The sequence below is a fragment of the Sporosarcina sp. FSL W7-1283 genome, from assembly GCF_038003105.1.
Classification (GTDB): domain Bacteria; phylum Bacillota; class Bacilli; order Bacillales_A; family Planococcaceae; genus Sporosarcina; species Sporosarcina newyorkensis.
Genome location: NZ_JBBOOL010000001.1, coordinates 2677501 through 2699569, shown reverse-complemented (window position 1 = coordinate 2699569; position 22069 = coordinate 2677501). Strand labels below are relative to the sequence as shown.

Annotated in this window: 25 protein-coding genes (1 of these 25 cut by a window edge); 13 read left to right on the top strand and 12 right to left on the bottom strand. The window is 43.9% G+C overall.

Features of this window, described 5'->3' with window-relative positions; all coding sequences use genetic code 11:
• Positions 1-172: 172 nt before the first annotated feature.
• On the top strand, positions 173-499 hold the full coding sequence (locus MKY93_RS14035) for a YuiB family protein (RefSeq protein WP_078818054.1): 327 nt from the start codon (positions 173-175) through the stop codon (positions 497-499).
• Positions 500-569: 70 nt separating this feature from the next.
• Here the strand turns inward: MKY93_RS14035 and MKY93_RS14030 are convergent, their stop codons facing one another.
• A complete protein-coding gene (locus tag MKY93_RS14030) occupies positions 570-1046 on the bottom strand; it encodes a divergent PAP2 family protein (RefSeq protein WP_078818055.1) in 477 nt (158 codons plus the stop codon).
• A gap of 156 nt (positions 1047-1202) precedes the next feature.
• On the opposite strand from MKY93_RS14030, the gene MKY93_RS14025 reads away from it, so the two are divergent.
• Both MKY93_RS14025 and MKY93_RS14020 read left to right on the top strand, forming a co-directional pair.
• Entirely contained in the window at positions 1203-2711 is a 1509-nt protein-coding gene (locus MKY93_RS14025; protein ID WP_340759605.1) for a leucyl aminopeptidase, read from the top strand.
• A 71-nt stretch (positions 2712-2782) separates the two neighbouring features.
• A complete protein-coding gene (locus MKY93_RS14020; RefSeq protein ID WP_078818057.1) occupies positions 2783-3022 on the top strand; it encodes a hypothetical protein in 240 nt (79 codons plus the stop codon).
• 21 nt (positions 3023-3043) lie between these two features.
• On the opposite strand, the gene mnhG is transcribed toward MKY93_RS14020, so the two are convergent.
• Genes mnhG through MKY93_RS13985 form a run of 7 tightly spaced genes read right to left on the bottom strand, consistent with a single transcriptional unit; the run spans position 3044 to position 8816 of the window.
• Positions 3044-3424 (bottom strand): monovalent cation/H(+) antiporter subunit G, encoded by a 381-nt coding sequence (mnhG, locus tag MKY93_RS14015; RefSeq protein ID WP_078818058.1) that lies wholly within the window; start codon positions 3422-3424, stop codon positions 3044-3046.
• Positions 3408-3689, bottom strand: a complete 282-nt coding sequence (locus tag MKY93_RS14010; protein ID WP_009498012.1) for a Na(+)/H(+) antiporter subunit F1 — start codon at positions 3687-3689, stop codon at positions 3408-3410. Before MKY93_RS14010 ends, mnhG begins: the two co-directional genes overlap by 17 nt.
• Entirely contained in the window at positions 3686-4168 is a 483-nt protein-coding gene (locus MKY93_RS14005) for a Na+/H+ antiporter subunit E (protein WP_078818059.1), read from the bottom strand. Before MKY93_RS14005 ends, MKY93_RS14010 begins: the two co-directional genes overlap by 4 nt.
• A gap of 6 nt (positions 4169-4174) precedes the next feature.
• Positions 4175-5665, bottom strand: a complete 1491-nt coding sequence (locus tag MKY93_RS14000) for a Na+/H+ antiporter subunit D (RefSeq protein ID WP_340760936.1) — start codon at positions 5663-5665, stop codon at positions 4175-4177.
• Complete coding sequence (locus MKY93_RS13995; RefSeq protein ID WP_009498009.1) at positions 5658-5999, bottom strand: Na(+)/H(+) antiporter subunit C; 342 nt, start codon at positions 5997-5999, stop codon at positions 5658-5660. The genes MKY93_RS14000 and MKY93_RS13995 overlap by 8 nt, the downstream gene beginning before the upstream one ends.
• Positions 5999-6421: a Na(+)/H(+) antiporter subunit B gene (locus tag MKY93_RS13990; RefSeq protein WP_078818061.1), complete on the bottom strand. Its 423-nt coding sequence runs from the start codon at positions 6419-6421 to the stop codon at positions 5999-6001. The genes MKY93_RS13995 and MKY93_RS13990 overlap by 1 nt, the downstream gene beginning before the upstream one ends.
• Positions 6408-8816: a Na+/H+ antiporter subunit A gene (locus MKY93_RS13985; RefSeq protein ID WP_078818062.1), complete on the bottom strand. Its 2409-nt coding sequence runs from the start codon at positions 8814-8816 to the stop codon at positions 6408-6410. Before MKY93_RS13985 ends, MKY93_RS13990 begins: the two co-directional genes overlap by 14 nt.
• A 181-nt stretch (positions 8817-8997) precedes the next feature.
• On the opposite strand from MKY93_RS13985, the gene MKY93_RS13980 reads away from it, so the two are divergent.
• Positions 8998-9570: a YufK family protein gene (locus tag MKY93_RS13980; RefSeq protein ID WP_340759594.1), complete on the top strand. Its 573-nt coding sequence runs from the start codon at positions 8998-9000 to the stop codon at positions 9568-9570.
• 103 nt (positions 9571-9673) lie between these two features.
• Here MKY93_RS13980 and MKY93_RS13975 read toward each other — a convergent pair whose 3' ends face one another.
• The gene (locus tag MKY93_RS13975) at positions 9674-11527 is read right to left on the bottom strand and encodes a transglycosylase domain-containing protein (protein ID WP_340759592.1); all 1854 of its coding nucleotides are present in this window, start codon (positions 11525-11527) and stop codon (positions 9674-9676) included.
• A gap of 153 nt (positions 11528-11680) precedes the next feature.
• Entirely contained in the window at positions 11681-12922 is a 1242-nt protein-coding gene (locus MKY93_RS13970; protein WP_078818065.1) for an MFS transporter, read from the bottom strand.
• Between the two features lie 225 nt (positions 12923-13147).
• Here MKY93_RS13970 and MKY93_RS13965 point away from each other — a divergent pair, with 225 nt between their 5' ends.
• The 7 genes from MKY93_RS13965 to MKY93_RS13935 all read left to right on the top strand — a co-directional run bounded on the left by MKY93_RS13965 (position 13148) and on the right by MKY93_RS13935 (position 19593).
• Entirely contained in the window at positions 13148-13738 is a 591-nt protein-coding gene (locus tag MKY93_RS13965; RefSeq protein WP_009498003.1) for a peptidylprolyl isomerase, read from the top strand.
• Between the two features lie 29 nt (positions 13739-13767).
• Complete coding sequence (locus MKY93_RS13960; protein ID WP_009498002.1) at positions 13768-13989, top strand: hypothetical protein; 222 nt, start codon at positions 13768-13770, stop codon at positions 13987-13989.
• A 551-nt stretch (positions 13990-14540) separates the two neighbouring features.
• Positions 14541-14786: a DUF1871 family protein gene (locus tag MKY93_RS13955; protein ID WP_445683492.1), complete on the top strand. Its 246-nt coding sequence runs from the start codon at positions 14541-14543 to the stop codon at positions 14784-14786.
• 126 nt (positions 14787-14912) lie between these two features.
• Entirely contained in the window at positions 14913-15287 is a 375-nt protein-coding gene (yugI, locus tag MKY93_RS13950) for a S1 domain-containing post-transcriptional regulator GSP13 (protein WP_040759395.1), read from the top strand.
• A 154-nt stretch (positions 15288-15441) separates the two neighbouring features.
• Entirely contained in the window at positions 15442-16989 is a 1548-nt protein-coding gene (pruA, locus tag MKY93_RS13945; protein ID WP_340760935.1) for an L-glutamate gamma-semialdehyde dehydrogenase, read from the top strand.
• Positions 16990-17013: 24 nt separating this feature from the next.
• A complete protein-coding gene (locus MKY93_RS13940; RefSeq protein WP_040759394.1) occupies positions 17014-18207 on the top strand; it encodes an ornithine--oxo-acid transaminase in 1194 nt (397 codons plus the stop codon).
• A 141-nt stretch (positions 18208-18348) separates the two neighbouring features.
• Positions 18349-19593 carry a Glu/Leu/Phe/Val family dehydrogenase gene (locus MKY93_RS13935; protein WP_009497997.1) on the top strand — a complete coding sequence of 415 codons (1245 nt, stop codon included), beginning with the start codon at positions 18349-18351 and terminating at the stop codon, positions 19591-19593.
• 45 nt (positions 19594-19638) lie between these two features.
• Here MKY93_RS13935 and MKY93_RS13930 read toward each other — a convergent pair whose 3' ends face one another.
• Positions 19639-19881 carry a DUF378 domain-containing protein gene (locus MKY93_RS13930; RefSeq protein ID WP_009497996.1) on the bottom strand — a complete coding sequence of 81 codons (243 nt, stop codon included), beginning with the start codon at positions 19879-19881 and terminating at the stop codon, positions 19639-19641.
• 103 nt (positions 19882-19984) lie between these two features.
• Here MKY93_RS13930 and MKY93_RS13925 point away from each other — a divergent pair, with 103 nt between their 5' ends.
• Positions 19985-21148 (top strand): iron-containing alcohol dehydrogenase, encoded by a 1164-nt coding sequence (locus MKY93_RS13925; RefSeq protein WP_340759583.1) that lies wholly within the window; start codon positions 19985-19987, stop codon positions 21146-21148.
• Between the two features lie 34 nt (positions 21149-21182).
• On the opposite strand, the gene MKY93_RS13920 is transcribed toward MKY93_RS13925, so the two are convergent.
• Positions 21183-21905 (bottom strand): MgtC/SapB family protein, encoded by a 723-nt coding sequence (locus MKY93_RS13920; RefSeq protein WP_425441349.1) that lies wholly within the window; start codon positions 21903-21905, stop codon positions 21183-21185.
• Between the two features lie 125 nt (positions 21906-22030).
• Between MKY93_RS13920 and MKY93_RS13915 the strand changes: the two genes are divergently transcribed.
• Positions 22031-22069 carry the beginning of a DMT family transporter gene (locus MKY93_RS13915; RefSeq protein ID WP_340759581.1) on the top strand. It continues 864 nt past the right edge of the window, so only the first 39 of its 903 coding nucleotides appear in the window; the start codon lies at positions 22031-22033; its stop codon lies beyond the right edge, outside the window.

The window sequence follows — 22069 nt, the reverse complement described above, 5'->3', positions numbered from 1 at the left end:
ATAATTACGATATAAAGTCAACTCTGATGAGTGATTTGGCAATCAAAACATTTTGTTGTTTTTTAAGATTTAATGACAACTGAAAAAATTGTCTCCATACTCTGTCTCATTCTATTGAAAGCATTCATCCTATCCTGTAAAATGTGGAGTGATGAACTGGAGGTAAACGACAATGCAAACGATATCTATAGCACAAGTGATGCTATCGATCTTGATATTTATTGTTATGTTTTTCGGCATCGGCTTTTTGTTGAATATGCTGTTGCGCATGACATGGCTTATGGCAATCATTTATCCGATCGTGGTCATTTTCATTATTGATGATGTACCGATGTATCAATACATCACGAAACCTGGCTTTGCGTTTGGTGAGCTGGGAAGTAATATTATGTCCCTTCATGTGGTAGATATCGTGATTCTATCAAGCGGACTGGTAGGGGCGATCATTGCGGGATTCGTCATTAAAATATTACGCAAGCAAGGGTATCAGATGTTTTGATGGATGAATCGTTACATATCTAAAACCCCCAAACCTATAATGGTTTGGGGGTTTTTATGATGATTGACACTCATAAAATCACGGTATACGTGAAAATTGAAATCGCGATACCTGTTAAGGCGCCAAAGAACACTTCGCTCGGTTTATGGCCGAGTAAGGTCTTCAACTCTTTCATTTTTGTCTCATTGTCCTTCTTAGGCCAGTCTTTTATATCCTCTACAAATATTTGAAAATCAGCCCGCATTTGATTGATAATAATGGCCTGCTGCCCCGCTTGATAGCGGATTCCCGTCGCATCAAACATGACAATGACTGCGAAAATTGCGGACACAGCAAACAATGGAGATTCGAGACCAGCTTCAAACGCAATGGCAGTGGTCAAGGCAGTGACCGCGGCGGAGTGAGAGCTGGGCATCCCTCCTGTAGATGTCATTAAGCCGATATCGAGTTTACGTGTTAATAAAAAATGAATGGGAATTTTTACAAATTGAGCAAAAAGAATGGCGAATAACGCTGCGAGGAGCGGTATGTTTTCAAAAATGGCCAAATGATTCCACTCCCTTTCGGTCGGTATATTGAGAACAAGTATACCATAATCTTTCTGAATCGATGCAAAAAACAATAAACCTTGTCATTGGTACAGTGAATCTGACTAGTCTATACTAATAAAGTGTAGCTGTATAAAGAGAGGGGATATCATCATATGATTACAGTTGAAACCGCATTAACAATTGACCAGCAAGAGGTTGATGTACTGATTATTGGAGTGCCCGACCACCCGGAAAATATAGAAGGCTGGGATGCATTCGTGAAAGCGTTTCATCCATCTGTACCGGATTGGATAAAATCACATGATATTCAACAAGATTTTAAGCAACTAACGAAAATGCCTGCTCTTTCTGAGAAGAAATACAAGCGTGTATATTTTATGGGAGTCGGCAAGCAGCAAGAATTGGCGGAACAACCGCTTCGTGAATTATTCGCTGCCGTAGGAAAGCAGTTGCGCAAGGATCGAGTAAAAACAGCAGCAGTGTGGACGGCTCCTTTTTGTAATGACGACATCACCTGTGAAGATGTTGCCTACTTGGCATCTGAAGGTATTAGCCTAGGTGCATATGAATATGAAGGTTTTCAAACGACATCCAACGAAATCGATGTGGTACTCTCTGCCTTAACATTCATCACGACAGCGGATGAACAAAGTGTTAAAGCAGCGGGCGAAGTGGGCATGATTTATGCGCATGCTGTGAATGAAGCGCGAACACTTGTCAATGTCCCGCCTAATTTATTGACACCGACTAAAATGGCCGACTATGCCCGCGAATTGGCAGATAGCTATGACCTGGAGATTGATGTCCTTGGCAAAGCGGAGATGGAGGAGCTTGGTATGGGTGCAATACTGGCCGTTAACCAGGGATCCGTAGAAGAACCCCAGCTTATCGTCTTAAAATATCAGGCGACCGAACAATGGGAGGATGTCATTGGATTGGTCGGTAAAGGCATCACATACGACACGGGCGGATATTCGTTGAAGCCCCGTGAAGGCATGGTAGGTATGAAAGGGGATATGGGCGGCGCTGCGGCTGTTCTTGGTGCAATGTGCATCATTGGGGAGTCGCGACCGAAGAAAAACGTCATCGCGGTCATCGCATCGACTGATAATATGATTTCTGGTGCTGCATTTAAACCGGATGACGTTATTACTTCATTGAGCGGTAAAACGATTGAAGTATTGAATACAGATGCAGAAGGCCGTCTCGTGCTTGCGGATGCAGTGACCTATGCCAAGCAAGCCGGTGCTAAATACTTGATTGATGTAGCGACGCTGACAGGCGGTGTCATTGTGGCGCTAGGTAACGACAAGACAGGCACATTGACGAATAACGAAGACTTTTATACTCAATTTGCCGAAGCGGCAGAGGAGACAGACGAATTCATTTGGCGTCTTCCACTTACGGAAAATGATAAGAAACGTATTCGCAAAAGTGATGTTGCAGATTTGAATAACTCACCTGGTCGCGACGGCCATATGATTTTCGGAGGCGGGTTCGTAGGCGAATTTGCAGAAGAAACGCCGTGGATTCACTTGGATATCGCTGGTACGTCTGACGCAGCAAGTCCTCATGCGTTAGGACCTAAAGGAGCAACAGGTGTCATGGTGCGCACGCTTGCGACCTTTATAGAACGTCTTGCGGCAGAACAAGAGGAATAACTTTAATTAGGCGTTTGACCCAAACCCTTTTTTATCTTGGGCATAGGATACAGGGAAAGGGGGAGCATGTTATGTCAAGAGGTCATTACAGAGGCGGTTATGGATCAGGTGGAGGTGGATTTGGCGGAGGCTATGGATTCGGTGGTCCATTTCTCGGCGGCTTGGTCGGCGGATTTTTAGGAAATGTCATTTCTCCAGGCTATGGATATGGGGGCTATGGCGGTGGCTACGGCGGTTATGGTGGCGGCTATTATCCACAGCCTTATCCTTTTTATCCTCCTTATTATCAGCCATTCTATCCATACTTTTAAAGAAAAAACACGCATGGAGGATTAATCCTCCTGCGTGTTTTTTGCTATTTCAGCTCTTTTCTTTTCAACCTCGTCCTTCAAATCATCTCCAACTGTCAATTCGGTAGGTTTCACGCCTGACATATAGGCAGCGCGTGCCATCAAATGACCGCCGATCGGAGAGGTGATGAACAAAAACGCAATCCCTAATAATAACGAGATACTGAAATGTCCTTCATTCCACCAAAAATGAAAGAAGACACCGAGCAACAGACTCATGACACCGAGCGTGGCGCTTTTCGAAGCAGCATGCGCACGAGTATAAGCATCAGGAAGCCGCAAGACTCCAATGACCGTGACAATCGTAAAGATGATTCCCACAACGACGAGTGACACAATAATAATATCAGCTATCAGATCCACGTTCGATAATCTCTCCTCTCTCAATAAATTTAGAGAAGGACACAGTACCAATAAACGACATGATGGCAATTAATAATATCACGTCGATAAAGAATGGCGTGTCGAATAGGATAGACAATAGCGCGATTGAAGAGATCAGCATGACACCAATCGCATCGAGCGCGATGAGCCGGTCAGGAACAGAAGGGCCCCGCCATACACGGTATAACAACCCGACCATCGATAAGATGACCAATACTAAACAGACTGTATAAAAAATAATCATCCCCGACTCACCTCCATAATCGCTTTCTCAAATGTGTTTTTAATGGAATCAATCGCTTCATCGACATCGTCCACATCAATTGCATGAATATATAGCGTCCGCTGATCATCCGAAACATGAATGACAATCGTTCCAGGTGTTAACGTAATCAGACTGGACAAAAGTGTGATTTCCCAATCTTGCTCCAGTTCAGTAGGCAAGGCAAAAATCATAGGCTGAATCGATGACAAGTCTGGTTTAATGACCAACAGTAAAACCGAGATATTAGACAACACTAATTCCCTTAGGAAGATAGCGGTCAATTTAAGAGCTGACCACAGACGCCAAATATATAGGCGACCTGGGAAAAAGCGTCGAGTCATAATGATGAGAAGCAGACCAATGATATATCCAATAACGAATGTAGAAGGTGTCAATGAACTTGTCATGAACATCCAAACGACTGCAATGAAGAAATTTAAAAGTATCTGAAAAGCCATTGACCTCTACTCCTTTAACACCGCATTTATATAAATGGAAGGATCACGTAATACATCAGACGCATCCGATATATAGGGCATGAGCCATTCCGTACCGACACCATACGCTACCGTAACCATCACGAGCAATACTGCTGGCGCCATCAATTGGCGGTATGTTCGCTTACTCGTAACAGGCAGCGGATAATCGGGATTTTGAGGACCCCAGAAAGCATATATGAAAATCCGGATGACAGACAGCAAAACAACTAAACTGGAAACCAAGAGAACGATGCTACCAAATGCATTGTCTGCTTCAAAGCCCCCTTTGACGATCAATAATTTCCCAATGAACCCGCTCAGAGGGGGAATACCCGCTAAACCAAACGCTGCAATCAAATAAAACCATCCTAGTGCAGCGTGCGACTTAATCAGCCCGCCCATCTCCCGCAAATTCGAAGTGCCGGTCATGTAAATGATGATCCCGATTAAGACAAACAAAGCGGCCTTAATCAACATATCGTGAATCAAATAATAGACAGCGCCTTCTAAACCGGATGTATTCATTTGCGCTACACCGAATAAAATGACACCGACTGCTATAACGATGTTGTAAATAATAATTTGTTTTAAATCAAAATAGGCAAGAGCCCCGATACAACCCGCCACAATCGTCAGCAATGACAGGACGAGCAAAAATTGATGCGTAAATCCGATATCATGGACGAAAAACAACGTATATGTACGCGTGATGGCATACACACCGACTTTTGTCAGAAGTGCGCCGAACAATGTCAAAACAGGAATCGGCGGAGCGGCATACGATCCAGGTAACCAGAAATAAAGGGGAAAGATCGCACCTTTGATTCCGAATACAATCAAAAACAAAATTGCGAGGACGGAGATGATCCCCGGCTGGTTTATCTCTGCTATTTTCACCGAAATATCCGCCATGTTCAACGTACCGACAATAGAATATAAATAAGCAACGGCGATGACAAATAGCGCTGAAGATATGACATTAACCAAAATGTATTTAATGGACTCCCGAAGCTGTCTCTTTTCGCCGCCTAATACGATGAGTAAGTAAGAAGCGATGAGCAAGACTTCAAAGAATACAAACATATTGAAAATATCACCTGTCGTAAAAGCACCGTTAATCCCTGTGATCATGAACAATATCGCAGGGTAATAGAAAAAACGTTCTCTCTCGATTCCGATGGATTGGAAACTATACAACACTACAAAGAATGTTATCAAAATCGTAGTGGTAACGAGCAACGCGGAAAACATATCCGAGACCATCGTAATTCCGAACGGTGCAGGCCAGCTTCCAAGTGTCACGGTTTGGATTCCTTCTGCTTTTACTGTTACAAGCAGCCAAATCGAAGCAACGAGACTAAGAGCCAATCCGATCACTGTCAAAACTCTCTGGATGACTACCTGCTCTTTGAAAAACAATAAAATCATCGCGAAAAAGAAAGGAATAATGATCGGAAATAAAAGAAGATTAATCATGTTCATCATTCCCTCTCAATTCATTCATATTATCTGTTTTATGGACCGAATACATCCGGTACGCCATAACGAGGATGACGGCGGTCACACCGAAGCTGATAACAATCGCTGTTAAGATCAGCGCTTGCGGCAAGGGATCTGCAAAATCAGTCACCCCATCAATCAATACAGGAGGCGCTGAGCCGCCGAGTCCTCCCATCGTCAAGATGAGCAAGTGCGCACCATGACTGAGAAGGCTGGTACCTAAAATAACTTTCAATAAACTTCTTGAAAGTATTAAATAGACGGCTGCCGTAAACAAGATACCAATGAGGATTGCAAGCAATAGTTCCATCAGTCGTCGCCTCCAATCGATTGGATAATCGTAATGGCAGACCCGACTACTACTAAATAGACACCGCTATCAAACAACATCGCTGTATGAAGTGACGTTTCACCAAAAAGCGGTAAGGTGAAGTCGTCGAATGCATGTGTGAAAAACGGAACATTGAAGAAAATTGATCCGGCAGCAGTACCTAATGCCAGCAATAAACCGATCCCCGTAACTATAGTGAAGTTGAAAGGCAAAATTTGCTGAATCGTCTTCAAGTCAAATGCCAGAAGCAACAGCACGATAGCACCCGTTGTCAATAGGCCGCCTACGAATCCTCCGCCGGGCGTATAATGTCCCGCGAAGAAAATATGAATAGAGAACAGGAAGATGATGAAAAACACTACTTTGGTTGTGGTCTGCAAAATGACGTCATTTGTTTTCATCTGTTGTCTCCTTTCTCGATACACGCAGGCGAATCATGCCAAGAACCGCAATCCCTGCAATCGCAAGTACTGCGATTTCAAACAATGTATCAAAACCACGGTAATCCACGAGAATGACGTTGACGATATTACCGCCGCCCGCCTCAGTCGCTACCGTATCCTTATAATACTGAGAAATCGAAGGTATCAATTTTTGAGAGTGGCTGGAAAGGGCAACCAACGTCACCATTACACCGACACTTAAAGAAATAATCAAATTGACAACTTTGGTTTTCTTCGTTTCACCATGCTCATTTAAAGCAGGTAAATGTTTGAATGCCAACAAGAATAACGCGACCGAAACGGTTTCGATCACCAGTTGCGTCAATGCCAAGTCTGGTGCTTTGAAAATGACGAAGAATAGCGCAACAGAATAGCCGACACCGCCAAGTGCGATGATCGCAGCCAAGCGTGACTTCGCGAACACAACAAACCCGATAGATAACAAGAGAATGACCGCATTCAACGCACCATATAGCGTGATCGCCGCAAAGCTATTCATATCGACGACAAATGCATCTTTAATGAACAGTACAGCAATGACCGTGACAGATAAAAACGCAAACATATAGAGTAAATACGTGCGTATAAGACCTGTCATAAAGGCACGGGACAAGCGGTTCATCCCTTTTTCGCTGCCGCGCATCAAGGCGTCATAGCCTTCATTCAGAGACAGCTTGGCAGGCTGAATCTTATAGAGCGGCTGCCATTTTGGAATGGTCAAATAAAGTAATGAGCCGACAATGACAATGGCAACTGTCAACCATAGCCCAACCGATCCGAAACCATGCCATGCCAAAACGTGGATATCAATATCAGCAGGACTGCCGTACAAAGTAGGCTGTACTGCCATTACAGCAGGTTTAATGACCCATTTTCCAAGTACATTTGGAATGAAGAAAATAATGATCACCAAGCTTGCTAAAATCATCGGTGCAACGAGCATGCCAATCGGCGCTTCGTGCGGACGTTTCGGCAGCTGATCCACTTTACCTTGACCCAAGAACGTCTTCAAGACGAAGTATAGGCTATATGTAAAGGTGAATACGCTTGCAACCCAAGCGACAATCGGGAACAAAATACCCCACGTATCAAACTGGAACAATTCAAAATGTCGAAGAGCTACCATTGATTCTAAAAACATTTCTTTACTTAGAAACCCATTAAACGGTGGCAATCCAGCCATCGATAATGAACCGATCAAGGCAACGGTAAAACTTAACGGCATAATACTCATCAATCCACCGAGCTTCCGAATATCCCGCGTGCCGGTTTCATGATCGATAATCCCTGCAATCATGAAGAGACCGCCTTTAAACGTCGCATGGTTAATCAAATGGAAAATTGCTGCGTATGTAGCAAAAGCGAACATGGCTTCCGTCGTATGATAGGAGATGGCTCCTGCACCGAGCAACGACATGATCAAACCGAGCTGACTGACCGTCGAAAAGGCTAGAATCGCTTTCAAATCGGTCTGCTTTACAGCGAAAAACGAGCCCCAGAACAACGTCAGTAAACCAATTCCGGTTACGAGCCAAATCCAAGTGGAGGAAGTCCCGAAAATCGGTGTGAAACGCGCCACCAAGTAAATTCCTGCTTTAACCATTGTGGCGGAGTGTAAGTACGCACTGACAGGGGTAGGTGCTTCCATTGCATCGGGTAACCAAATGTAAAAAGGAAATTGTGCTGACTTCGTAAAAGCGCCAAGTAAAATCAGTATCAGAGCCAACGTGAAATACGGATGACTCACTAAGTCAGGTGCTTGTGCTATTAACTCTCGAATAGAGAATGTTTCCCCCATTATACTAAGTAGGATAAAGCCCCCAAGCATCATCAATCCACCAAAAACTGTAATCATCATGGATTTCAATGCACCAAACCGAGATTTATCACGCGTATACCAATAACCGATTAATAAAAATGAGGAAATGGACGTTAATTCCCAAAATAAATAAAGCGTCATCGTGTTGTCTGACTGTACAACCCCCAGCATGGCTGTCATGAAAAGGAGCAAGTAAACATAAAAGCTGCCCAGGTTTTCTTTTTTCTTATCCATATAAAAAATGGAGTACAATACAACTAACGAACCGATGCCAGTAATTAATAATGTGAATAATAAGCTGAGACCATCTATGTATGAAGTAAACGCGATTCCAAGCGTGGGAATCCATTTTATTTCAGAAATAGCATGACCGCCATCCATCGTCAGAGGGATGAAGCTCAAGTAGTATCCGAACAACACTAGAGGAACGAGTAAAACGAACCAACCGGTATGTATACCTTTAATGTATTTGTAAGCAAAAGGAACAAGTATTGCGAATACAAAAGGTAAAAAAATCAATAACACGAATTCCAAGAGAATCCTCCTTCCATCCATATTTTTTAAAGTATAAAAGTCCAGTAACCTATACGTGGACGTAATTGTAAGTATAGCGCAAAACATTTCAAATTGCATAGACAACATCTGACCAATTATTGCTTTATTCGACTTCCTTCTTATATTATTAAGAGGGCAAAAAAAATTTTTGAGGTGTCTAATGAAAAATCCGTATTTGTTTGGTTACTTACCATTTGTAACCGTTGTTCTGTTCAGTTTAACTTTCGGTGTATACAGTGTGGGCGAATCAATTATCTTTTTTAAGGAAATCGGTCTCTACCAAGGAATGCGAGAGTTCTTGTCTGATTTTCAACTCCGTATTTTCTTATTGACGATGTATACATTAGTATTCTTTATGGTATTTGCAGCGCTGAAGTTGATCGCGACGACGATTCACGAGACAGCGTTACTGTTTTTCTTAAAAGAAGAGTCGGAAGGTTCTTACAGTGCGTCGAAATCCGGAGCTGTTATTTATTTTGTTGGGGCTCTTGTTTCCGCGTTTGGCATTCAGTCTTGGAAAGCCTTAGTGTTGGTTTTTATCGTGACATCCTTCGTTTATTTCATATATGTCGTCTATAAATTAAGTCCATTCATGTCGCTGACTCATACTGTCGGCTTAATTTTCTTCCAGATTGTGATTTGGAGTGTCTTATTGGCAGTCCTCATCTACATCGTCATCCGTCTGTACAATGGGTTGCTGGCAAGTATTCCATTATCAAATCCGGTTAAATGAAAAAACAAGGCTGTTAGAAAATCAATGTACTATGATTTTCTAACAGCCTATATTTCATTGTCAGCTACTAATACATCATCTCTAAATGATCATATCCTGCCCTCTAATCTTGCATAGTAGAGGAGAACGCACGCAGATGAAGTTTTTGATCGCGCAGGCGAGGAATAGGGGTTGGTGTGTCATAACCAATCCAAACTGCGGATGTATACCGATCATTCATGCCGATTACCCATAAGTCTTTAAATGAATCGGTCGTTCCTGTTTTTGCCCCCGTGTAACCGGTCGGGTAGGAAATACCTCTCGCTGTACCGTTCAACACTGCTTCCTGCATAAGAGAACGGATGCTCTTGACAGTAGAAGGGGACCATACGACTTTCGAAGATTCCTTCCACTTGTACAGTACATTGCCTTTAATATCCTTTACAGCCCGTATAGCATGGGGGGGTTCGTAAGTGCCGTCCAAAAAGCTGGTCGTCGCCCCGGCCATTTCAAGAGGTGTTACGCCTTTGGAGAATCCGCCAAGAGCAGCAGGGTAGGTATGATCTGCTTCCGTGACATGCTGGAAATGAAAAGGTTCCAGATGGGCGAAAGCATTATCAATCCCGACTCGTTGCAGCAGGCGGACGGCCGTCGTATTATAACTGTTACGGAAAGCTTCCCGAACAGAAGTCGTCCCAAATTGATAGCCTCCGTAATTTCGTGGGCAATAGCCATAAATGCAAATACTGCTACTGTTGACAGGTGTGTCGGCATGATACGGACCGCTCTCGAAAAACGGAGCATAGACGAGCAGCGGCTTGATGGCAGAGCCGGGCTGACGGACCGCTTGGTATGCCCGGTTGAAATCCGTTTTTTTATAGCCTGCTCCTGCATAGAGACTGACGATTTCACGCTGCTCATTGTCTATCACTGCAGCCCCCGCTTGCACGCCTCGGTTCCCAATGAGGGCAGATAATCTATTTTCATCATGCTGTTGTTTCGTTGGATTCAATGCTGTTTCGATCATTAAACCTTGTCGGATGACCTCTCCGGCACGTCGATTGATTTCATTTTGCCAGTGCTGTCGTTCTTCAGGCGTCTTGGCTTTGAGCAATGATGCATCCAGCCCTTCGGAACGAGCAATCAGCTGTTTTAATTCTTCTAGAACATAGGAGCTGTACATTGGAAAGTCCTGTTCTTTTTTCTTTATATTCAGTTGAATAGGGAATTGGCGATAGTCTTCAAATTGTTCTGCTGTGATCACTTGCTGTTTAACGAGAACATCGAGCAATCGTTCTTGCCGCTCTTTTGTCCGATCGAAATGACGCAATGGATCATAGAGTGAAGGATTATTCGGAATCGCCGCTAAAAATGCAATTTCTGCTTCATTTAATTTATCCAGCGGTCTGTTGAAATAGAATGTAGCGGCACCACCGATCCCGTAGACCCGGTTACCGAAATACATTTCATTTAAGTACATTTCTAAAATTTCATCTTTGGATGATTGTTTCTCCAATTCAGCAGCAAGGAACAGTTCCTTGAATTTCCTCTCGTACGTCTTCTCGGTCGTTAAATAGCGCATACGTACGACTTGCTGTGTGATGGTAGAAGCCCCTTGACGCACATCATCAGTAGCGGCATTAATCGTGAACGCACGAATGATTGCTGCAATGTCATAACCGCGGTGTTCATAAAACGTGCGGTCTTCACTTTTCAAAAAAACTTGCCGTGTAAAATACGTCATATCTTTTAAATCCACTGGTCGTCGCCACTCCACATACTCCTCCGCAAACATTTGTCCATTCCGATCCTTCATCTGAACCGGGGTTTCAATTACTGGCGCTTCCAATTGCACAGCTTCTTGAATAGACTCTTGCAAAGCTTCAGTCTGTACTGCTTCAGCCTGAATCTGATCTTGTATGAACAGCAACAACGGAATACAAGCCAACGTAATGACCAAACCAACCAACTGCTTCAAACCTTTCAGCCCCTCTACACGTTCGCAAATCGAAACTCACTCTTTAGAAAAATATAACATAAATTAATTGGAAGAGATGGAGTACAGAATAATGCGAACTTAAGTGAAAACACAAAAAGTCTCGTACATCACAAAGGATATACGAGACTGGTACTATATTTTGTCGTTCGCTTCAACTTGTCGATCTTCCAAAAAGTGTTCGAAGTCTTGAGTTGGCCGCCGAATCGCAAATGTCAAAAAGGCATAGCCGATCACAAATAGCACTCCTGTGACAATAAATACAGCTGGAATTCCGATGTAGCCACTGACGATACCGCCAAACATCGGACCGATAATATTACCGAGGAAACGGAAGCTCGTGTTATAGCCCATCACCTCGCCCTGCACTTCAAGAGGGGCTTCCCTTCGGACAAGTGCTGTTGTAATCGGAATCATACCGCCTGTAGAAATCCCGAATAAAAATCGCAGCAAGACCAGTTGCCAAAGGGACGTGACGAACGCTTGCGGGATAATAAACAAAAAGGAAAGGAGCAGTAAGATACCAAGCACTTTTTCGTATCCGATATCATCTCCGATTTTGCCCCACATTCTAGCGAAAAGTAAATTTCCGAGCCCGGTCGCACTGAATGTCAAACCTGCCAAGAATGCCACATTGGTCGCAGCGTGTGTTAAATCCGCCACGTACAGTGAAAGTAAAGGTTGAATACTGAAGTTGCCTACTTGAATCAATGTTGTCACAATCATCACATTAAACATCAAACGGTGCTTGAACAGTCCGCCAATAATGACTTTACGGGAATACGCAACTACTTTACGGGCTTTCACACGGTGTTCTTCTTTAATTCCGAATAAAACGAGCAACGCGGCAATGACGACGGACACTGACGTAATGATGAATGTATAGCTGAAACCGAAACTATCGGCCATCATCCCGCCTAATACCGGGCCGAACAGCATCCCTGCGACACCGCCCATCTGCAGCGTCCCGAGCATCTTACCTGCTTGTTCACGAGGTGTCTGTGACGAGATGAATGCCAAGGAAGTCGGCAGAAAGCCTGTCACTAAACCATTTAGTAACCGCAATAGGAAAAAGACTTCCACGGAATTAACGAATCCCATCAAAAAGACGGAAATCGCAATCCCGAATCCATTGATCAGCAATATAGGCTTAAATCCAAAACGATCGGCAAAACGACCCCAAATAGGAGACATGATCAGCGCAGTAATGAATGTTGCCCCAAAAATCAAGCCTGCCCATTTCTGCACATACTCCTCCGAGTAATCTCCAAATGTTTCAATGTATAACGAAAGAAAAGGCATGATCATCGTCATCGTGCCGGCAACTAGAAAGTTGGTCACCCAGATGATTATAAAATTTTTCTTATGTCTGCTCAAAATTGGACCACCTTTTATGGAAAACTTTATAATATACAGTATAAAACAATTCGGTAGGCGAAGGAAATATCTAGCTTGAAACTACTCAAGAGGCTGGATGGCATCAAATAACAGGTACTGTCAACTAACTGTCACAAGTTCAATTATCGAAATTTCCACCTAACTATGGTAGACTGTTTTCATATACTAAGCAGTACCAGGCAAGCAAATTAGAGGAGGAATTCCATGTACGCACAATTATCCAATGAAGTAGCAGAAAACGAAGCACTTGTTGTCATGAATACAACGATGGGACCAATAAAAATAAAGCTTTTCAAAGAGCAAGTACCTAAAACAGTAGAGAACTTTTTGACACATGCTGAAAATGGCTACTATGACGGAATCATCTTCCACCGTGTAATCCCTGATTTCATGATCCAAGGCGGAGACCCAACCGGCACAGGTATGGGTGGAGAAAGCATCTACGGCGATTCATTTGAAGATGAATTCACAATGGATCTATTTAACTTACGTGGAGCGTTATCCATGGCAAACGCAGGTCCAAATACGAATGGCAGCCAATTCTTTATTGTCCAAGCTTCAGAACTAGCCGGCGCATCTGCGGATCAATTGAAAAAAGGTGGATGGCCTGATGAAATCGCGGAAGCTTACGCAGAAAACGGAGGCACGCCGCATCTAGATCAACGCCACACAGTATTTGGCCAAGTGATTGAAGGAATGGACGTTGTCGACAAAATTGCGGGCGTGAAACGTGATCGCCAGGACAAGCCAAAAGAGGAAATCAAAATCGAATCGATTGAAATCGTTCAAAAATAATCTTGATTTACCTATAGGGGGAAACCAGCATGAATTTCGTTTTATTGATGCCGTTCCTTTACTTTCCAGAAGATAAGGCAGAATATATCCCTGCAGCCATTTCATTCTTCATTTTCATGGTCTTGATGCTGTTGACATTCCGCTGGATTTTACGGAAGTCCAAAAGGCAGGAAGAAGAAACGAAAGAACTCGAGCAGCGTATTTTGAAAGAACGCCAACTCAATCAAAACAAAGAACACCCCGTCGATTGATGGGGTGTTTTTAATAGATAAAGAATAGATGGGCTAGTGGGAGCTGCATCGTTGGTCTGCGTTCCAGGCGGAAGATTGCGGGGCACGGATGAACCGCTTCCTCCGATTCGATCTGTCCAGGGTCTCACCATTCGCGTTAAACGCCGTAACGTAGAACGACTTTTGCGAGCATAAGCGAAGCGTTGGGAACACATCTTTGCCTTTCGCCGCCTTCCACTACGAGCAACTGGCATAATGGCCTAACTTTAGTGAGTTGAAGGTCGATTCAGGCGGGAGGGCAAGAACACGGGCTAGCGTCTCAGAAGGAATAGAGACTTCTTTGTTTAAGGAGGCAAACACACTTACTTTATACAGTGAACTCACTATTTACTACAGCGAACAATCCCCGGGCCACAAGTCCATGTTTCTGTTCAGCGCTTTTTTGGTTCTACTCTTAAACTCAAAATGTTAAAGTTTGTCGAAAATGTGGCGTCTCTCTTTTTTCTTTTATGGCGCTATGCTATGATAGGAAGAAAACATAAATAAGGTGACGAATCGTGCAAACCATGGAAATGAACAAACGTGCTGTCGCACTCCTGAAAGAATGGGATCCTTTCTCAGCAGGCGAGGATGCGTATGATTTAGAAATTGCGGATGTCGTGGCGGGACTCCATCATATCGACCATCCGACAGACTTGGCCAAGTGTATTCGTAATGTATATGAGCAATCCTATCAAATTTGGATACCTTTAGAAAAATGCATGGAAATTTCATATAAACTGTTAGCTATCAAATACGAAGCCAAGTGCATTGTTTGATACTTTACAGAGCTTTATCACCGCCTTGCTGAAAGGCGGTTTTTTGTTCAACTCTTCAGAATATGGTATACTATGAGCGGCCGCAATGGCAGACTAGATACTACTATAGATTGGGAGCTGTTTTGCATGTCTCACAAATTTGCAGTAGGAGATGAGCTAACCGGTAAAGTTACCGGAATACAGCCGTACGGTGCGTTTGTCGCGCTAAATGCTTCAACGCAAGGGTTAGTGCATATCTCTGAAATCACCTATGGATTTGTCAAGGATATCCATGAACATTTGGAAGTGGGTCAAGAAGTTCGTGTGAAGGTGTTGGAAGTGGATGACGAGGCTAGCAAAATTAGCTTATCGATTCGCGCACTGCAAGAACCGCCCAGCTCCTATCAGAACCATCCCCGTACTCGTCAATCCTTACAAGAACGTGTGGATCAGCAAGACGCAGATGGATTCAACTCACTTAAAGACAAGTTAAAGGACTGGATCGAACAATCTGGTCATTAAAAAATCATGAAAGCAGCGATCTGCTTTCGTGATTTTTTAAATTATCAAAATTGAGTGATTGCTCTTTGACATCCTCTGAAACTTCTTGCATGATTATATATGTAAGCGTTATCAAGCGCAGGTAGTTGCGTCTTATCTATAAAGGAGGAGTAGACTGATGATTCCATACAAACATGAACCTTTTACAGATTTTACGGTCGAAGAAAATCGCAAAGCGTATGAAGAAGGCCTGAAGACAGTAGAACGCTATGTAGGTAAGGAATATCCCTTGATTATTGGCGGCGAACGGATCATAACGGAAAAAAAATTAGCATCGAACAACCCTTCGAATAAAGACGAAGTCATCGGCAATGTATCGCAAGCTGGCCGTGAACTTGCAGAGAAAGCGATGATAACAGCCAAAGAAACATTTGAGAATTGGAGAAAAGTGAAGCCAGAGTTCCGTGCGGATGTCTTATTCAAGGCAGCAGCAATCATTCGCCGCCGCAAATTTGAGTTTTCTGCGTTGCTGACAAAAGAAGCGGGGAAGCCTTGGAATGAAGCGGATGCTGACGTGGCGGAAGGTATCGATTTTATGGAATACTATGGACGCCAGATGCTGAAGTTAAAGGACGGAATGCCGGTTGAGAGCAGACCTGGCGAATATAATCGTTTTGATTATGTTCCGCTCGGCGTGGGTGTTGTCATATCCCCATGGAACTTCGCTTTTGCGATCATGGCAGGAACAACTGTGGCGGCGCTCGTTACCGGCAATACGGTATTATTGAAGCCGGCATCAACTGCCACAGTAGTCGCCTATAAATTCATTGAAGTATTAGAGAAAGCGGGTATGCCAAAAGGCGTCGTCAACTATATTCCAGGGTCTGGTTCAGACATTGGAGACTTTTTAGTAGATCATCCTGCTACTCGCTTTATCTCATTCACAGGCTCGCGCAAAGTGGGAACGCGTATATTTGAACGCGCGGCGAAAGTTCAGGATGGTCAGATTTGGCTGAAACGCGTCATTGCAGAAATGGGCGGGAAGGATACGATTGTAGTGGACAATGAAGCAGATTTGGAGCTGGCTGCGCAGTCGATCGTCAAATCTGCATTTGGCTTTAGTGGACAAAAATGCTCGGCTTGTTCACGCGCGATCATCCATGAAGAGGTTTACGATGAAGTGGTCACCCGAGTAGAAGCGTTAGCGAAAACGTTCAACTGGGGCGATCCAGTCGATGGGAAAAACTTAGCCGGTCCGGTCATCGATCAAGCCGCATACGATAAAATAATGGAGTATATTGAAATTGGTAAACAAGAAGGACGTCTTGTGGCGGGTGGAACAGGTGACGATTCCAAAGGGTATTTTGTGGCGCCGACGGTCTTTGCAGACGTTACTCCAAACGCACGTATTTCACAGGAAGAAATCTTCGGACCGGTCGTCGCATTATCGAAGGCTTCATCTTTTACGGAAGCGATTCAATTTGCCAATGATACAGACTACGGATTAACAGGCGCCGTTATCACGACGAACCGTCATCATATCGAACAGGCGCGGGAGGATTTCCATGTCGGCAATTTGTATTTTAACCGAGGCTGTACGGGTGCCATCGTAGGATACCAGCCATTTGGCGGATTTAATATGTCAGGCACAGATTCAAAAGCAGGCGGTCCGGATTACCTGCAGCTTCATATGCAAGGAAAGACCACATCGGAAATGCTATGAGTGGGTTATGAGGAGGGTATGGGTATGTCTAAAACAGATCGCATTATAGAACAAACGAAAAAATATGGAGCGAATAATTACCACCCGCTTCCGATTGTCATTGCAGAAGCGGAAGGTGTCTGGGTGAAAGATCCGGAGGGCAATAAATATATGGATATGCTAGCCGCATATTCTGCAGTCAATCAAGGCCATCGCCACCCTAAAATCATTCAGGCACTGAAGGATCAAGCGGACCGTGTCACCCTTACTTCACGTGCGTTCCATAACGATCAATTGGGCCCGTGGTACGAAAAAATGTCTGCTCTTACCGGAAAAAATATGATTCTTCCAATGAACACGGGAGCAGAAGCTGTGGAAACCGCTTTGAAAGCTGCGAGGCGCTGGGCATATGACGTGAAAGGTATAGAAGATAACCAAGCGGAAATTATTGCGTGTGTCGGAAACTTCCATGGCCGAACGTTGGGCGCGATTTCATTGTCGTCTGATGAAGAATACAAAAAGGGATTCGGCCCTTTACTGCCGGGCATTAAGTTGGTGGAATACGGCAATTTGGAAGCGTTGAAAGAAGCGATCACACCGAATACCGCTGCTTTCCTAATCGAACCGATACAGGGAGAAGCCGGAATCATCATTCCTCCTGAAGGCTTCTTAAAAGAGGCGGCGACTCTCTGCAAGAAAGAAAACATCCTCTTCATTGCGGATGAAATTCAAGCAGGACTTTGCCGTACAGGTAAAATGTTCGCATGCGAATGGGAAGGTGTCACGCCCGATATGTATATTTTAGGGAAAGCGTTAGGAGGTGGCGTATTTCCAATTTCCTGCGTGGTAGCGAACGATGATGTGCTCGGTGTCTTTAATCCAGGCTCGCATGGATCGACGTTTGGTGGGAATCCTATGGCATGTGCTGTATCGATTGCGGCGTTAGAAGTGCTGGAAGAGCAAGAGTTGGCAAAACAAGCGAGAGAGCTTGGCGATTATTTTATGGAGGAACTGAAGAAGATTTCGCATCCGTCCATTCAAGAAATACGCGGACGCGGCCTATTCATCGGGATGGAATTGACGGAAGCTGCCCGCCCGTTTTGTGAGAAATTCAAAGAACTGGGTCTATTGTGTAAAGAAACCCATGACACGGTAATCCGCTTTGCGCCGCCTCTCACCATTTCAAAGGATGAACTGGACTGGGCGCTTGGGAAAATTCGTGCAGTATTTGAGAGCTGATGAGAAGCTCACTTTGGATCGCCATTTATGACGAATGAAATAATTCGAAAAAGGTTTGGATTCCATGGGTGGAAGTTTCATTATCCTCATGTTATAATGTGTCCGTGAAAGACAATACCAAACAAAGAGGCGAACCATACAATGACAGAAAACCTGAATCTATTTACGTCTACGCAAGTCGTGATCAAAGAAGCACTTGAAAAGTTAGGCTATGATGAAGGAATGTATGAACTACTGAAAGAACCACTCCGTATGGTGGAAGTACGAATTCCAGTCCGCATGGATGATGGGAAAGTAAAAGTATTTACGGGTTTCCGCGGTCAGCATAATGACGCGGTCGGACCTACGAAAGGCGGCGTGCGTTACCACCCGGGTGTTACAGCTGATGAAGTGAAAGCACTTTCTATGTGGATGACGTTGAAAGCCGGCATCGTTGACTTGCCGTATGGCGGCGGTAAGGGAGGAATTATCTGTGATCCGCGTGAAATGTCGATGGGCGAACTAGAACGCTTGTCTCGCGGATATGTGCGGGCTCTAAGTCAAGTAATGGGACCGGCAAAAGATATTCCAGCGCCAGACGTCTTTACAAACTCCCAAATTATGGCTTGGATGATGGATGAGTACAGCAAAATTGACGAATTCAACTCACCAGGCTTCATTACGGGTAAGCCAATTGCTCTTGGTGGATCTCACGGACGTGACCGTGCGACTGCTGAAGGTGTAACAATCATTATTAACGAAGCGGCAAAACGTCGCAATATCGATATGAAGGGCGCACGTGTCATCGTGCAAGGTTTCGGTAACGCAGGAAGTTTCCTATCCAAGTTCCTTCATGATGCAGGAGCGAAAGTAATCGGTATCTCTGATGCGTATGGCGCATTGCATGATCCAGATGGTTTAGATATCGACTATCTGCTTGATCGTCGTGATAGCTTCGGAACAGTCACTACGTTATTTGATAACACGCTGACTAATGCTGAATTGCTAGAATTGGATTGCGATATCTTAGTTCCAGCAGCAATCGAGAACCAAATTACTGAAAAGAACGCTCATAACATTAAAGCAAGTATCGTTGTGGAAGCAGCGAATGGTCCAACTACGTCTGAAGCGACTAAAATCCTGACAGACCGTGGAATTCTATTGGTTCCTGACGTATTAGCGAGTGCGGGCGGTGTAACCGTTTCCTACTTCGAGTGGGTTCAGAACAATATGGGTTACTACTGGACAGAAGAAGAAGTACGTGAAAAGATGACTGAAAAAATGGTTACAGCATTCGAAAACGTTTATAATGTTGCGACTACACGTAACATGGATATGCGTCTTGCTGCTTACATGATCGGTGTGCGTAGAACAGCAGAAGCCAGCCGCTTCCGTGGTTGGGTATAAGTTGTAAATCAGTAAAGGCATCTCCTCTTGTTGAGGAGATGCCTTTTATGCATTTTCTGTGGATGGCGCAGGTGTCGGCTCTTCATCTGTCTGTTGCCAATAATTAAATAACACTCCAAGCGTCATCAATCCGGATAATCCGATGACCACGTATAAAAATCTTGCTAACGGCTGATAAGCACCTTCCGTCAATTGTGCAATGACATCAAATCGGAAAATGCCAACGACTCCCCAATTCAAAGCCCCGATAATCGTAATGGCCAGTGCTAATTTTTTTAGTGTTTCCATACGATCGCCTCCTTTAGTAAAGTATATCCCGTTTCGAGAACACTATACTTGCATCCCAAATACATCTTTTTCATAATAGAGAGAGGAAAAAGGAGGCAGAAGAATGAATAAATTTGTTTTTCAAAACCCGACAAAACTGATTTTTGGTAAAGACCAACTTCAAAGATTGCCTAAAGAACTTGCTGGTTACGGAAAAAAAGTACTATTAGTGTATGGTGGCGGTAGTATTAAACGTAACGGCTTATATGATTCATTAATTAAACTTTTAAATGAAAATGATTTTGAAGTAGTGGAAATGGGGGGAGTCGAACCCAATCCACGTTTATCTACTGCTAAAAGAGGAGCTGATCTCTGCAAACAGCACGATGTCGATGTTATTCTGGCGGCTGGCGGCGGTTCTGTAATCGATTGCACAAAATTGATCGCTTCTGCTGCAAAGTATGATGGAGATCCATGGGACCTCGTAACAGGAAAAGCCAGACCGAAAGAAGCATTGCCTTTTGGCACAATATTGACGCTTACGGCAACCAGCTCTGAGATGAATGCGGGTTCCGTTATCACGAATGAAGAAACTCAAGAGAAGTATGGTTGGGGTGGACCTTTCAATTACCCTAAATTTTCTATACTTGATCCAACTTATACATTAACGGTCCCGATGGATCAAACAGTCAACGGTATCGTGGATACGATGTCACATATTTTCGAGCAATATTTTCATGTAACAGACAATACGCCTTTTCAAGATGAAATGTGTGAAGCGGCCTTACGTTCCGTAATGGATATTGGAGGTAGACTAGTAGAGGATCCTAATAATCTAGAACTTCGAGAATCGATGATGCTGGCAGGAGTATGGGGATTGAATGGTTTCTTGTCGATGGGGACAAGGGGAGATTGGGGAACTCATGATATCGAGCATGCGGTCTCGGCGGTTTACGATATTCCACATGCAGGCGGCTTGGCGATATTATTCCCGCACTGGATGAAGCAGACATTCCCGCGCAACCCAAAACGCTATGTACGTTTGGCGACCAACGTCTTTGGCGTGGATCCAACCGATAAGTCGGACGAGGAGATTGCAATGGAAGGTATTGATCGATTGAGTGCTTTTTGGAAACAAATCGGTGCGCCGGTTTCGCTTGCCGACTATGAAATTGATGATTCGAAATTAGAGTTAATTGCCCAGAAAGCCGCTGTTAAAGGGCCGCTTGGCGGATATGCGAAGCTCTCAGAAGATGAAGTTTTGACATTATTGAAAGCAAGCTTATAAGAAAAAGCGTCAAGTCCCATCGACTTGACGCTTTTTACGGATAAATAACGAGCTCCACTGATTCTACATAAGGAAGGGTGGTTAACTCTACATAGAGAGAAGACGTAGATTTTTTTGGAAGTGCAGTGAGTTTGAATTGCAACTCATGCTGGTACTGATGCTGAGTGGTTTCGAACTGTCTAATGCGCATATGGTCAATTTCCATGCTTTCTTTTCGCAAGTATTGGACAAGATCTTCGATTTTGTCCTTGTCAGTGATGATGACGATGCAAGTTGCTTCTTTCATCCGAAGGCGTCTTGGACCAAATCTGCTTAAGAATGGAGCGACCACCTCGATGACAAGCATTACACTAATGACCGCAAAGAAAGATTCAATGTAAAATCCGGCTCCAACGGCAATCCCAATTCCTGCAGACCCCCAAATCATGGCAGCCGTAGTGAGCCCGGTTATGTTATCATTGTCTCTTCGAAGAATTGCTCCTGCGCCTAAAAATCCGATGCCGCTGACGATCTGTGCAGATAAACGTAAAGGGTCCATCGTGATGTTGATATCGTCTCGTGCGGGGACTAAGTAGGCAGCCTCAATTGAAATGATGGTTAACAAGCAACTGAAGGTGGCAATAACTGCACTCGTTTTTAATCCAATCGGTTTCTTTTTAATTTCTCGCTCGACACCGATTACCAAACTAAGGAAAAGTGCAATGCCGATTTTCATAACTGCTTCCATATTTAATGATTCAGTAAGTAAGGGTAGCAAGGTAAATCCTCCTTTGCTGCTAAAGTGGGGAGATAGCCGGGAAGGCTTTAAAATCCAAAATAGTTTTTTAGATCTCTTATCACCTATTGTAAAGGGTAAAGAGATAGAAAGAGAAGTGATTCATTTTGAATAAACCGATAATTCATCCATACATACCTATTGCA

Coding starts and splice junctions, on each gene's coding strand:
- yugI (WP_040759395.1), top strand. CDS start 14,913: ATGTCTCACAAATTTGCAGTAGGAGATGAGCTAACCGGTAAAGTTACC.
- MKY93_RS14005 (WP_078818059.1), bottom strand. CDS start 4,168: ATGGCTTTTCAGATACTTTTAAATTTCTTCATTGCAGTCGTTTGGATG.
- MKY93_RS13960 (WP_009498002.1), top strand. CDS start 13,768: ATGAATTTCGTTTTATTGATGCCGTTCCTTTACTTTCCAGAAGATAAG.
- MKY93_RS13990 (WP_078818061.1), bottom strand. CDS start 6,421: ATGAAAACAAATGACGTCATTTTGCAGACCACAACCAAAGTAGTGTTT.
- MKY93_RS13980 (WP_340759594.1), top strand. CDS start 8,998: ATGAAAAATCCGTATTTGTTTGGTTACTTACCATTTGTAACCGTTGTT.
- MKY93_RS14025 (WP_340759605.1), top strand. CDS start 1,203: ATGATTACAGTTGAAACCGCATTAACAATTGACCAGCAAGAGGTTGAT.
- MKY93_RS13935 (WP_009497997.1), top strand. CDS start 18,349: ATGACAGAAAACCTGAATCTATTTACGTCTACGCAAGTCGTGATCAAA.
- MKY93_RS14010 (WP_009498012.1), bottom strand. CDS start 3,689: ATGATTATTTTTTATACAGTCTGTTTAGTATTGGTCATCTTATCGATG.
- MKY93_RS13940 (WP_040759394.1), top strand. CDS start 17,014: ATGTCTAAAACAGATCGCATTATAGAACAAACGAAAAAATATGGAGCG.
- MKY93_RS14035 (WP_078818054.1), top strand. CDS start 173: ATGCAAACGATATCTATAGCACAAGTGATGCTATCGATCTTGATATTT.
- MKY93_RS14000 (WP_340760936.1), bottom strand. CDS start 5,665: ATGATTAATCTTCTTTTATTTCCGATCATTATTCCTTTCTTTTTCGCG.
- MKY93_RS13930 (WP_009497996.1), bottom strand. CDS start 19,881: ATGGAAACACTAAAAAAATTAGCACTGGCCATTACGATTATCGGGGCT.
- MKY93_RS14020 (WP_078818057.1), top strand. CDS start 2,783: ATGTCAAGAGGTCATTACAGAGGCGGTTATGGATCAGGTGGAGGTGGA.
- MKY93_RS13965 (WP_009498003.1), top strand. CDS start 13,148: ATGTACGCACAATTATCCAATGAAGTAGCAGAAAACGAAGCACTTGTT.
- MKY93_RS13955 (WP_445683492.1), top strand. CDS start 14,541: ATGAACAAACGTGCTGTCGCACTCCTGAAAGAATGGGATCCTTTCTCA.
- MKY93_RS13995 (WP_009498009.1), bottom strand. CDS start 5,999: ATGGAACTATTGCTTGCAATCCTCATTGGTATCTTGTTTACGGCAGCC.
- MKY93_RS13925 (WP_340759583.1), top strand. CDS start 19,985: ATGAATAAATTTGTTTTTCAAAACCCGACAAAACTGATTTTTGGTAAA.